The sequence below is a fragment of the Calidithermus terrae genome, assembly GCF_003574345.1.
In the GTDB taxonomy this organism is placed as follows: Bacteria; Deinococcota; Deinococci; order Deinococcales; family Thermaceae; genus Calidithermus; species Calidithermus chliarophilus.
This window is the reverse complement of the sequence record NZ_QXDL01000127.1, coordinates 1-12,043: the sequence shown is the minus strand read 5'-3', so window position 1 is coordinate 12,043 and position 12,043 is coordinate 1. Positions and strand designations below refer to the sequence as shown.

Here is a 12,043-nt window from a genome sequence, read left to right as displayed (position 1 = left end):
CCGCGCACCCCCCAGACTTCCTCGAGCCCTTTGACCCCCGCCGCCAGCCCGAGGTTGAGGGCCTGGCTCGAGATCACGTTCAGGCCCGTGGCGTAGCCGCCCAGATACCAATTCTGGCCCAGAGCCATTCCAGAGGTTAACACCAGCAGTACCAGAACACGCCGCATAAGTTCCCCAGTCCGGCCCCCCGGCTAACCCACGGCCGCACGCATTCTATGCATGGAGCGCTTACGAAGGCGAGCCCGCCCTGCGGCCGCAGGGCGGGCGGCTCAGGAGGTCGAGCGCCCCTAGGCCAGCGCTTCCTCCGCGGGCGTGTACGGCAGCCCGAACGCCTCGGCCACGCCGGTGTAGGTGAGCTTGCCCCGGTGGGTGTTGAGGCCCTTGCGCAGCACGGGGTTGTGGCGCAGGGCGTCGAGGCCCTTCTCCGCGAGCTGCAGCAGGTAGGGCAGGGTCTCGTTGGTGAGGGCGAAGGTGCTGGTGCGGGGGACGGCCCCCGGCATGTTGGCGACGCCGTAGTGCACCACGCCGTCTACGACGTAGGTGGGGTCTTTGTGGGTGGTGGCGCGGATGGTCTCCACGCAGCCGCCCTGGTCCACGGCCACGTCCACGATGACCGCGCCCTCCTTCATGGTGGGCAGCATGTCGCGCGTGACCAGCTTGGGCGCCTTGGCGCCGGGGATCAGCACCGCCCCGATCAGCAGGTCGGCGTGCTGGATCGCCTTCTTGATGTTGGCCTCGGTGGAGGCCAGGGTGATGACCCGCCCCCCGAAGATGTCGTCGAGGTACTGCAGGCGGGACTTGGAGACGTCGAGGATGGTCACCTGGGCGCCCATGCCGAGCGCGATCTTGGCGGCGTTGGTGCCCACCACGCCCCCGCCGATGATGACCACGGAGGCGGGGGCCACGCCGGGCACCCCGCCCAGCAGCACGCCGCGCCCGCCGTGGGGCTTCTCCAGGGCGGCGGCGCCCACCTGCGGCGCCATGCGCCCGGCCACCTCGCTCATGGGGGTGAGCAGGGGCAGCGAGCCGTCCTCGAGCTGCACCGTCTCGTAGGCGATCCCGGTGGTCCCCCCGGCCAGAAGGGCCTTGGTCAGGGGCTCGTCGGCGGCGAGGTGGAGGTAGGTGTACAGCAGCAGGCCCTCGCGCAGGTACTTGTACTCCTCGGCGATGGGCTCCTTGACCTTGACCACGACGTCGGCGCCCCAGGCCTCCTCCGCCGAGACCATCCGGGCCCCGGCGGCCTCGTACTCCGCGTCGGAGAGGCCCGAGCCCACCCCCGCGCCCTGCTGCACCAGCACCTTGTGCCCGCGCCGCACCAGGCTCTCCACGCCGCCCGGGGTAAGGGCCACCCGGTTCTCCAGGGTTTTGATCTCTTTCGGCACGCCAATGACCATAGTCAGCTTCCTCCTCTTTTTTCCTAGAGTTTAGGGAGCGGTTTGGCGCTTTTGAATGCGGATGATGCGAAAAATGGGCAAAAGCGGTTTAGATCCTTAGGTATAATTCCCCCCATGCCTTACGATTCAAGCAAGCTGCTCGACGCGACCAACCTGGCGATCCTGCGCGAGCTGCAGCAGGACGCCCGGCTGTCCTACAGCGAGCTCAGCCGCCGGGTGGGCCTGAGCGTGCCCGCCGTCACCGAGCGGGTGCGGAGGCTCGAGGACGCCGGGATCATCGAGGGCTACGGGGTGCGGCTGAACTTCGAGGCCCTGGGCTACGGCATCACCGCCCTGATCGAGCTCTCGGCCCCGCCCAGCCGCTACCCCCAGGTTCTGGCCTTTTGCGAGCAAACCCCCGAGATCCGCGAGAGCTACTTCGTAACCGGCGATTCCTCCTACGTGGTGCGGGTGGTGGCCCGCTCGGTGCAGCACCTCCAGGAGATCATCCAGCGGCTGGGCACCTTCGGCAACACCCGCACCTCGGTGGTGCTCTCGAGCCCCATCATCAAGACCAGCTTCGACCTCGAGGGCCTCAAGCGCTAGCTGGCGGGGCGGGCCGAAAGTTAAGGCCGTCCTAGGGCAACGCTCATGCTCCTGGCCGGGCTTTTGTTATCGTTGCCCGGTACGAGGAGGAACCTGTGAAGCGATTTTCCCTGGCGTTGCTCGGTACGGCCCTGGCAGCGCTGCTCACGGCGTGCCCGAGCACCCAGCCGCCCGCCAACGAGGCCCCCGTCATCGCCTCGTTCAGCGTCAGCCCGCAAGCCGGTACGGCCCCCCTCCAGGTGACCTTGTCCTGGAACATCTCCGACCCCGACGGCGACAGACTCACTTGCAAGATCGACACCGACAACAACGGCAGCTTTGAGCACACCCTCGACAACTGCACCTCCAGTTCCACGCGCCAGCACACCTACCCCGCCGGCGGGACCTACACGGTACGGCTGGTGGTGAGCGACCCGGACGGCGCCAGCGACGAGCTCACCAAGACGGTCACTGTGAGCACCAACCGGGCCCCGGCCATCACCTCCTTCACCCGTAGCCCGGCCTCGGGCAACGCGCCGCTCGAGGTCACCTTCTCCTGGAGCGTCTCCGACCCCGACGGCGACTCCCTGGCCTGCATCCTCGACGTCAACGGCGACGGGAACGCCGAGTTTTTCCTCAGCCCCTGCACCAGCGGCAGCCAAAAGCACACCTACACGGCTTCCGGCACCTACACGGCGCGGCTGACGGTGAGCGACGCGGGCGGGCTCGAGGCCCAGCAGACCGCCACGACCACCGTGGGGCCGGGCGGCGGCGGCAACCAGCCGCCGGTGATCGATGCCTTCAACCGCGACCCGGCCTCCGGCACCGCTCCCCTGGCGGTCACTTTTAGCTGGGCCATCTCCGACCCCGACGGCGACCCCCTCACCTGCAAGCTCGACGTGAACAACGACGGCACCTTCGAGCACACCGTCACCGGCTGCACCTCTTCCTCGACGCGGCAGCACACCTACAACGCCGCCGGGAGCTACACCGCCAAGCTCGTCGTCAGCGACGGCAAGGGCCTGGAGAGCAACAAGACCGTCTCGGTCACTGTGACCTCGAGCCAGCCCAACCGGCCGCCCGTCATCAGCTCCTTCGCCGGCACCCCCGCCTCGGGCGCCGCACCCCTGCAGGTGACCTTCTCCTGGGCCATCTCCGACCCGGACGGCAACGCCCTCACCTGCAAGCTGGACGTCGACAACGACGGCAGCTTCGAGTACACCCTCGGCAACTGCACCTCGAGCTCCACCCAGAAGCACACCTACGGCAGCGCCGGGAGCTACACGGCCAAGCTGGTGGTGAGCGACCCCGCCAACGCCAGCGCCCAGCAGACGGCCACGGTGACGGTCTCGTCCCCCAACCAGGCCCCGGCGGTCAACTCCTTCAGCGCCAGCCCGAGCAGCGGCACGGCCCCGCTGACGACCACCTTCAGCTGGAACGTCTCGGACCCCGACGGCGATAGCCTGACCTGCAAGCTCGACGTGGACAACAACGGCACGTTCGAGTACACCCTCGACAACTGCACGTCCGGCTCGAGCCAGCAGCACACCTACGGCGCCGCGGGCAGTTACACCGCTAGGCTCGTCGTCACCGACGGGCAAAAGGAGAACAGCAAGACCGCCACGGTCACGGTGAACGCCCCCGGCGGCGGCGACCCCTACAACATCACGCTGCGCTTTACCGGGACCCTGACTACCGGCCAGCGAGCGGCTTTTGACGCCGCCGCTGCCAAGTGGGAGCAGGTCATCACCCAGGGCTTCGCCAGCACCAGCCTCAACATCCCCGCCGACGAGTGTGCCGACGGCCTCCCCGCCTTCAACGGCTCCGTCGACGACATCCTCATCGACGCCGCCGTGGTGCCCATCGACGGCCCGGGCGGCATCCTGGGGCAGGCGGGGCCGTGCTACATACGCACCGCCGACCGCCTCACCCTCTACGGCGTCATGCAGTTCGACTCCGCCGACCTGGCCAACCTGGAAGCCGACGGCCTGCTCGACGAGGTGGTCTTCCACGAGATGGGCCACGTGCTGGGCATCGGCACCCTGTGGAACTACAACCGCTCCCTGCTCGCCGGCGCGGGCAGCAGCGACCCCCGCTTCGTCGGCGCCAACGCCGTGCGCGAGTGGCAGGCCCTCGGGGGGAGCGGCAACGTCCCCGTCGAGAACACCGGCGGGGCCGGCACCCGCGACAGCCACTGGCGGGAGTCGGTCTTCAACAACGAGATCATGACCGGCTACCTCGACAGCGGGGCCAACCCCCTGAGCCGCCTCACCATCGGCTCGCTCGAGGACCTGGGCTACACGGTCAACTACGCCGCCGCCGACCCCTACGCCCTGCCGGGGCTCAAGGCCTCGAGCGCCGCCAAGACCCCGCTCAACGTCATCCTCATCAAGCCCAAAGGCACCATGCCCTAGCCTGAAGGGCAATTTCATGGCCGGGGCTCCGTGCCCCGGCCGTTTTTGAAGGCCGGATGAGCCGAGCCTCAACTTTCCGACGAGGAAAATGAGGGCCGCACGCGCTTATCCTGGGCTTGGGAGGTACTCAATGCGATTCATTGCCCTAGCATTTTCGGTTCTAGCCCTCGTGTCCTGCCAGTCCACGCCCAAGCCCGGAGGGAACGACCCCTACAACATCACCCTCAATTTCGTGGGATCGCCCACCGGCAACCAAAAAGCGGCCTTTAACGCTGCCGCAGCCCGGTGGCAGCAAGTCATCACCAAAGGGCTCCCCGAGGAGAAGCTCCAGATCCCCGCCAACGACTGCGGCGACGGCTTCCCGGCCCACAACGTCACCGTCGATGACCTGCTCATCGACGCGGCCGTGGTGGACATCGACGGCCCCGGCGGCGTCCTCGCCCAGGCCGGGCCGTGCTACGCCCGCGACGCCGACGACCTGCCTTACTACGGCGTCATGATGTTCGACTCCGCCGACCTCGAGCAGCTCGAGGCCGACGGCCAGTTGCAGGACGTCATCTTCCACGAGATGGGGCACGTCATCGGGTACGGCACCCTGTGGAACTACGAGCGTAGCCTGCTCGCCGGCGCGGGCAGCAGCGACCCCCGCTTCGTCGGCGCCAACGCCGTGCGCGAGTGGCGGGCGCTGGGCGGCACCGGCAACGTCCCCGTCGAGAACACCGGCGGGCAGGGCACCCGCGACAGCCACTGGCGCGAGAGCGTCTTCCAGACCGAGATCATGACGGGGTACCTCGACGCGGGGGTCGTCAACCCCTTGAGCCGCGTCACCATCGGCTCGCTGCAAGACCTCGGCTACGCCGTCAACTACGCCGCCGCCGACCCCTACGACCTGCCGGGGCTGAAGGCCTCGAGCGCGAAGAAGGTCCCGCTCAACGTCATCCTCATCAGGCCCAAGGGCAGCCGCTAACACCGGCGGTAAAGGGAAAAGCCAGGGGAGTCCCCCTGGCTTTGTTCTAAGCCCCCCTACCCCACCAGCGCCTCGAACTCCTCGACCATGCCCTTGAGCACCTCGAAGCCGCGCTCGACCGGCTCGGGGCGGGTCATGTCGATGCCCGCGACCTTGAGCGCGTCGATGGGGTACACCGAGTCGCCCGCCTTGAGGAAGTCCATGTAGCGCTTCGCGGCGGGCTCGCCGTGCTCGAGCACGTCCCGCGCCAGCGCGTTGGCGGCGGCGATGCCGGTGGCGTACTGGTAGACGTAGAAGGGGCTGTAGAGGTGGGAGAAGTTCATCCAGCCCGAGCCCAGCCGTTCCTTGTCGATCTCGACCTCGCCGCCGTAGCCCTCGGCGAAGAGCTCGGCCAGGCGCTCGGTGAGGAAGGGCGCGGTGAGGGCCCCGCCCCGCTCGACGCGCTCGTAGAGCTCGAGCTCGAAGCGGGCCAGGGTGGGCATGACGAAGAGGTAGCGGTGGAAGTTGGAGAAGGCCTCCTCGAGCACCGCCAGCCGGTAGGCGGGGTCTTGGGCCTCGCGCAGCAGCATGGCCCGCACCATCGCCTGGTTGAAGTTGGAGGCCACCTCGGCGATGAACAGGCTGTAGCGGGCGTAGATGGCGGGCTGGGTGCCGCGGGTGAAGTAGGAGTGCATGGAATGGCCGAGCTCGTGGGCCAGGGTGCTCATGGAGTAGAGGTCGTCGCTCCAGCTCATGAAGATGTAGGGGAAGGTGCCCTTCAGCCCCGAGGAGTAGGCCCCCGCCCGCTTGCCCTGGTTCTGGCCCCAGTCCACCCAGCGCTCCTCGAACAGGCCGCGGCGCATGGGCTCGACGTACTCCCGGCCCAACGGCTCCATGCCCCGGCAGATCACCTCGCAGGCCTCGGCGAAGGTGATCTTGGGGCTCGGAGCGACGGGGGCGGGCGAGTCGTAGACGGGGACGTCGGAGGTGTGGAGCCTGCCGCCCATGGCCTTCTTGCGCAGCCTCCAGAAGCGGTGCCAGGTGGGGAGGTTGGCGCGGAAGGTCGCCAGCAGGTTGTCGAAGACCGCGCGGGGGATGTTGTCAACGGTGCGGCTCACGGCGAGGGCCATCTCGAGGCTGCTCTTGTAGCCCCGCGTCTTGGCCTGGAAGGCGTAGGCCTTGACGCTGCCCTGCAGGGCCGAGGCCAGGGTGTTCTTGAACGCCAGGTGCCCGTCGGCGTAGGACTCCCAGGCCGCGCGGCGCACGGCGGGCTCGGGGTGCACCAGCAGCTCGCCCACCGTGGCGTGGGCCACCGGGAAGACCTGCCCGGCGTGCTCGACGGGGCGGAAGGTCATGTCGGCGTTGGTGGCCGCCGAGGCCGTGGCGCTGTGCCCGCCCAGGGGGTCGCTCGCCGCCGCCAGCACCGCCTCGACCTCGCCGCTGCGCACGAAGGGCTTGCGGGTCTGCAGCGCCTCGAAGTAGTGCCGGTAGACCGCGAGCGCGGCGTCGGCCTGCATCCACGCCTCGAGCCGCTCGAGGGGGATGGTGAGGATCTCGGGCTCGATGTAGGCCGCCGCCGCGCCCAGCCGGGCCAGTGCGCCGCGGGCCTGGGTGAGCATGGTGGTGTACAGCGGGTTGGCCCCGTCGGTGGACTGGTTGAGGCTGGCGTACATGAAGACCTTGCCGGCGGCGAGTTGCAGCCGGTCGCGGGTCTGCAGGGCCTGCAGCAGGGCCTGGGGCGAGGCCCCTAGCTGGCCCTTGAAGGGCTCGAGCTCGGCCACCGAGGCCAGGGCGGCCTCGAGGGCTTTGTGCCAGTCTTCGGCGGAGGGGAATAGGGCTTCGACGTTCCAGGTCTGTTCCTTGGGCAGTTCGGAGCGCGGGGGTAGGGTTTTGACCATGTCCCCGATTGTATCCCCCTGCCCGCGGCCCGCGCGTAAACTGGGGCCATGCGCCCGCGGGTGAAGTTCTGGCTCGAGACCCCTGCCGGGGAGTACCTGATGGGGCCGGGGCTGTACCGGCTGCTGCGGGCCGTGGCCGAGCACAGCAGCCTCAAGGAGGGGGCCCGCCGGATCGGGGTGAGCTACCGCAAGGCCTGGGAGCAGGTGCGCGAGGCCGAGGCGCGGCTGGGCTTCGCCCTGCTCCGCAAGCACTCGGGCGGCGAGAGCGGCGGGGGAAGCGAGCTCACGCCCGAGGCCCAGGCCCTGCTGGGGCGCTACGCGAAGGTGGTGGAGGGCCTCGAGCGGGTGGTGCGCGAGCAGTTCGCCCAGGCCTTCGAGCCGGTAGAGTAGGGCGGTGGCGAAGAAGACCAAGTATTACGTCGTGTGGGAAGGTCGCCAGAAGGGCATCTTCGACAGCTGGAGCGCCGCCGAGGCCCAGGTGAAGGGCTACGCCGGCGCCAAGTACAAGGCCTTCGAGAGCCTCGAGGCCGCCCGCGCCGCCTTCGGCGGCAACCCCCAGCGGCACATCGGCCAAAGACCCAAGGCAGATTCCCGGTCGGGAGCGACTGGCGCCGCTACGCCTAAAGCCGGTTCGCGGCGCATCCTGACCGCCCCGCCCGTCCGGGACAGCTACAGCGTGGACGCCGCCTGCAGCGGCAACCCGGGGGTGCTCGAGTACCGCTGCGTCCGCACCGAAAGCCGCGAGGTGGTCTTCGCCCGGGGGCCCTACGCGCGGGGCACCAACAACGTCGGCGAGTTCTTAGCCCTGGTGGAAACCCTGGCCCTGTGCGTCAAGAACGGCGACCCCCGCCCCGTCTACACCGACTCCGTGACGGCGATGGCCTGGCTGCGCGACAAGAAGGCCAAGACCCAGCTCCGCGAGCAGCTAAGCCCCGAGCTGCGCGAGCGGCTCGAGCGCGCCGAGGCCTGGCTGGCGAGCCACCCCTACCCCAACCGCGTGCTCAAGTGGGACACCGGGGCCTGGGGTGAGAACCCGGCGGATTACGGAAGGAAGTGAGGGGGCGCGGGTCGTGTTCCTGGGTGCGGCGTCGTACGTCGTACGTCGTACGCCGTGCGCAAGACGCAAAACGCATGTCTTACGTCGTACGTCGTACGCGATACGCCGAACGCGAGACGGCTTAGCCCTTGGTTGGCCCTAGACCCTCGACGTGCCGCAGGCCATAAGCTGACCGCTGACGGCTAATTCAACGTCCGCCCCCCCAGCATCCCCCGGGCCCGTTCGGCGTAGGCGGTGAGGGTCTGGTGCCACTCGTCGGCCTCGGCGAGGTAGGGAAGCACTTCGTGGCTGCGCGAGAGCATCTCGGCGGGGTTCTCGTAGCCCATCTGGGCCAGGGTGTCCACGATCATCTCCTGGGCGGTGATCCAGTCGCGGCTGCCCTCGGGGGCTTCGGCGACGGCCTCGCGGTAGTGGCTCAGGGCCTCCTGGAAGTTGAGCAGGTCGTAGGCCAGGTGTCCCAGGATGATGTGCCCGGCGGCCAGGGCGCCTTCCTCGAGGGCCTCGCGCGCGGCTTCTTCGGCCTCGCTGTAGCGCGACTGGCGGTAGAGCACCTCGGCCAGGTCGCCCAGGGCCTCGCCGGGGTAGTCGTAGTCGGGGTCGCGGATCACCTGGCGCAGCGCGGTCTCGGCCTGGTTGAGGTCGCCCGAGTCGAGGGCGGCCACGGCGAGCTCGTGCAGGGCGTAGGTGCGGTCGGTGCCGTCGGAACGTTCGACGGCCTCCTGGAAGGCCTGGATGGCCTCGGCGTACTGGCCCATCTGCATCAGGGCCTGCCCCTGCACCAGCGGGGTGCCGTGGGCCCGCTCGGCCCCGGCCTCCTCGAGCAGCCGCGCCTGCTGGATGGCCTCGAGCGCCAGGCTGGGGTTGCCCAGGAGCAGTTGGGCGCGCGCGGTGAGGTAGTGGCGGGTGGCCGCGTCCTCGGGGTCCTCGAGGGAGACCCCCAAGCCCTCGGCCTCGCTGAGGTAGTTCACGGCCGCCTCCAGCGCCTCCAGCGCCTCGCGCCCCTGGCCCGCCTCCACCGACATCGCCGCCGCGTCCAGCAGGTTCCAGTAGCGCTCCATGCCCACCGACATCGCCGCCGCGCGGCGGTAGGCCTCGGCGGCCTGGGCGGCCTGGCCCATGCGCTCGTGGGCCTTGCCCAGCAGGTTCTCGGCCCGCCAGGCCAGGAACTCGGGCAGCTCGAGGCCGTGGCCGAGCAGGGTGATGCTCTCCTCGGGCACGCCCAGGTACAGCAGGGTCTGGGCCTGGTGGAAGCGCACCCGCGGGTCGTCGCTGGGCTCGAGCAGGGGCCGGATCTCGTGCTCGGGGGCCCCTTCCAGCGCCCGCACCTCGGCGAGCAGGGCGCGGAAGAGGGGGTTCTCCTGGAGGGTGGGGACGGCGGTGGCGCCGTGCTCGAGGGCGCGGTAGGCCCCCTCGATGCCGCCCTCGCCGTAGAGCGTGTAGGCCTCGGCCAGCAGCAGCGCGGCCTCGGCGGCCTCGTTGCCCTGGGCGAAGGTCAGGGTGCGCACCAGAACCTCGAAGGCGGTGTCGTAATCCCCTTGCTGCAATGCCTGAAACACCCGCTGCATCAGGGGCACGATAACACGCAGGGGCCGGAGGGCAAAATGGCGGGGGTGACAACCGTCCCGGGGTGCTCTGCGGCACGGTTTAAGCGCCGTGGCCCAGGGCCCCCCTCCGCATGCCAGCACCCATTCCTCATTCCGGACTGGAGTACCATTGTTTTTTAGGAGGTTACGTTGTCCACACGCATCAATCCCTGGACCATTGTCATCGTGCTGTTGCTGGGCTACTGGCTGTTCAGCCAGTTCGGCGGCAGCGGCAACCGGGCCACGCTTTCGTACAGTGAGTTTCTCAGCTATGTCGAGCAGGGCAAGGTGCAGACGGTGGTGCTCGAGGAGGGCCGCATCTCCGGCCAGTTCAAGGTGCCCGAGCGCATCGACGTCGGCGGGCGCACGGTGGTCGAGCGCCGCTTCAGCCTGCCCTCGGTGCCCCGCGAATTCGCCGACCAGAACCTCATCCCCCTGCTCAAGCAGCAAGGGGTGGAGGTGGTCACCCGCCAGGCCTCGATCTGGCCGCAGCTCCTGCTGAGCTTCCTGCCCATCCTGCTGCTGATCGGCTTCTGGTACTTCTTCTTCATGCGCGCGCAGGGCGGGGCCGGCCAGGTGATGCAGTTCGGCCAGAGCCGCGCCCGCCAGTACGGCAAGGAGCGCCGGGTCAACACCACGTTCAAGGACGTGGCCGGGCACAACGAGGCCAAGCGCGAGCTGATGGAGGTCGTGGACTTCCTCAAGAACCCCCAGAAGTACATCAGCATCGGGGCAGAGATCCCCAAGGGCGTGCTGCTGGTGGGGCCGCCCGGCACCGGCAAGACCCTGCTGACGCGGGCCATCGCCGGGGAGGCGGGGGTGCCCTTCTTCTCGGTCTCGGCCTCGGAGTTCATGGAGATGTTCGTGGGCGTGGGCGCGAGCCGGGTGCGCTCGCTCTTCGACGAGGCCCGCCGCAGCGCCCCGGCCATCATCTTCATCGACGAGCTCGACTCCATCGGCCGCAAGCGCGGCGCGGGGATCGGCGGGGGCCACGACGAGCGCGAGCAGACGCTCAACCAGATCCTCTCGGAGATGGACGGCTTCGAGAAGGACACCAGCGTGATCGTGCTGGCCGCGACCAACCGCCCCGACATCCTCGACCCCGCGCTGCTGCGCCCCGGCCGCTTCGACCGCCAGGTGGTCATCGGGCTGCCGACGCTCGAGGAGCGCAGGGAGATCCTGCTCGTGCACATGCGCGGCAAGCCCATCGGCCCCGACGTCGAGCCCGCCGAGATCGCCCAGATCACCCCCGGCTTCAGCGGCGCCGACCTCAAGAACCTGGTCAACGAGGCCGCCCTGCAGGCCGCGCGCAGCGGCAAGACCCAGATCCACATGGAGGACTTCCGCCTCGCGCTCGACAAGGTGGTGCTGGGCCTCGAGCGCGGCTCCTTGCGCCTTTCCCCGGAGGAGAAGCGGGCGGTGGCCTACCACGAGGCCGGGCACGCCATCGTGGGCGAGGTGCTGCCCCACGGCGACAAGACCGAGAAGGTCTCCATCGTGCCGCGCGGCATGGCGCTGGGGGTGCGCTGGAGCATGCCCCAAGAGCGCGTGCTGATGCGGCAGGAGTACCTCGAGGACACCCTGGCGATGTCGCTGGCCGGCCGGGCGGCCGAGGAGCTGTTCATCGGCTCCGTCTCCACCGGCGCCGCCGACGACTTCAAGCGCTCGACCCAGCTCGCCAAGCAGATGGTGCTCGACTGGGGCATGGGCGAGCACTTCAAGAACCTGGCCTGGGGCTCCGACTCCGGCCCGGTGTTCTTGGGCGAGGAGATCGCCCGCAAGAAGGACCACTCCGAGGAGACCGCCCGCCTCATCGACCAGGACATCGAGCACATCCTCGACAAGGCCTACGAACGCGCCAAACAGGTGCTGCAAGAGCACGCCCCCGCCGTGCACAAGGTCGCCGAGGAGCTGCTGCAGAGCGAGACCGTCCTGGGCAAGCGCGTGCGCGAAATCCTGGCCGAGACCCAAAACCAGAAGGCGCCCGAGACCACCACGGCGGCGGAAGGGTAAGGGACGGCGCGGGTCGATGGCCGAACGCCGAACGCCGATAGCCGATAGCCAAACGCTAAACGCAAGACGCAAGACGCTGAAGGGCCGGGTCTGAGACCCGGCCCTTCCTATACCCCTCCCCTGCCCTCCCCGCCCCGCGCGCGGGGCGGGGAGGGCAGGGGAGGGGTATAGGAA

General features: G+C 69.2%; 9 protein-coding genes. 6 read left to right on the top strand and 3 right to left on the bottom strand.

Going from position 1 to position 12,043, the window contains the following annotated elements:
• Positions 1 to 287 precede the first annotated feature (287 nt).
• The gene (gene ald, locus Mterra_RS13905; RefSeq protein ID WP_119315719.1) at positions 288 to 1,394 is read right to left on the bottom strand and encodes an alanine dehydrogenase; all 1,107 of its coding nucleotides are present in this window, start codon (positions 1,392 to 1,394) and stop codon (positions 288 to 290) included.
• Positions 1,395 to 1,508: 114 nt separating this feature from the next.
• Here ald and Mterra_RS13900 point away from each other — a divergent pair, with 114 nt between their 5' ends.
• From Mterra_RS13900 to Mterra_RS13890, 3 genes are all read left to right on the top strand, one after another.
• Positions 1,509 to 1,979, top strand: coding sequence for an Lrp/AsnC family transcriptional regulator (locus Mterra_RS13900; RefSeq protein ID WP_119315718.1), 471 nt, complete (start codon positions 1,509 to 1,511; stop codon positions 1,977 to 1,979).
• Positions 1,980 to 2,074: 95 nt separating this feature from the next.
• Positions 2,075 to 4,372, top strand: coding sequence for a PKD domain-containing protein (locus Mterra_RS13895; RefSeq protein WP_119315717.1), 2,298 nt, complete (start codon positions 2,075 to 2,077; stop codon positions 4,370 to 4,372).
• Positions 4,373 to 4,502: 130 nt separating this feature from the next.
• Complete coding sequence (locus Mterra_RS13890; protein WP_170159674.1) at positions 4,503 to 5,339, top strand: leishmanolysin-related zinc metalloendopeptidase; 837 nt, start codon at positions 4,503 to 4,505, stop codon at positions 5,337 to 5,339.
• Positions 5,340 to 5,395: 56 nt separating this feature from the next.
• Here Mterra_RS13890 and pepF read toward each other — a convergent pair whose 3' ends face one another.
• Positions 5,396 to 7,216, bottom strand: a complete 1,821-nt coding sequence (gene pepF, locus Mterra_RS13885; RefSeq protein WP_119315715.1) for an oligoendopeptidase F — start codon at positions 7,214 to 7,216, stop codon at positions 5,396 to 5,398.
• Positions 7,217 to 7,264: 48 nt separating this feature from the next.
• Between pepF and Mterra_RS13880 the strand changes: the two genes are divergently transcribed.
• Together Mterra_RS13880 and Mterra_RS13875 are read left to right on the top strand one after the other, a co-directional pair.
• Positions 7,265 to 7,606, top strand: a complete 342-nt coding sequence (locus Mterra_RS13880) for a winged helix-turn-helix domain-containing protein (RefSeq protein WP_119315714.1) — start codon at positions 7,265 to 7,267, stop codon at positions 7,604 to 7,606.
• Positions 7,607 to 7,610: 4 nt separating this feature from the next.
• Positions 7,611 to 8,273 carry a ribonuclease H1 domain-containing protein gene (locus Mterra_RS13875; RefSeq protein ID WP_119315713.1) on the top strand — a complete coding sequence of 221 codons (663 nt, stop codon included), beginning with the start codon at positions 7,611 to 7,613 and terminating at the stop codon, positions 8,271 to 8,273.
• 182 nt (positions 8,274 to 8,455) lie between these two features.
• Here Mterra_RS13875 and Mterra_RS13870 read toward each other — a convergent pair whose 3' ends face one another.
• On the bottom strand, positions 8,456 to 9,838 hold the full coding sequence (locus Mterra_RS13870) for a tetratricopeptide repeat protein (RefSeq protein WP_119315712.1): 1,383 nt from the start codon (positions 9,836 to 9,838) through the stop codon (positions 8,456 to 8,458).
• A gap of 168 nt (positions 9,839 to 10,006) precedes the next feature.
• Between Mterra_RS13870 and ftsH the strand changes: the two genes are divergently transcribed.
• Positions 10,007 to 11,869 carry an ATP-dependent zinc metalloprotease FtsH gene (ftsH, locus tag Mterra_RS13865; RefSeq protein WP_119315711.1) on the top strand — a complete coding sequence of 621 codons (1,863 nt, stop codon included), beginning with the start codon at positions 10,007 to 10,009 and terminating at the stop codon, positions 11,867 to 11,869.
• Positions 11,870 to 12,043: the final 174 nt, after the last annotated feature.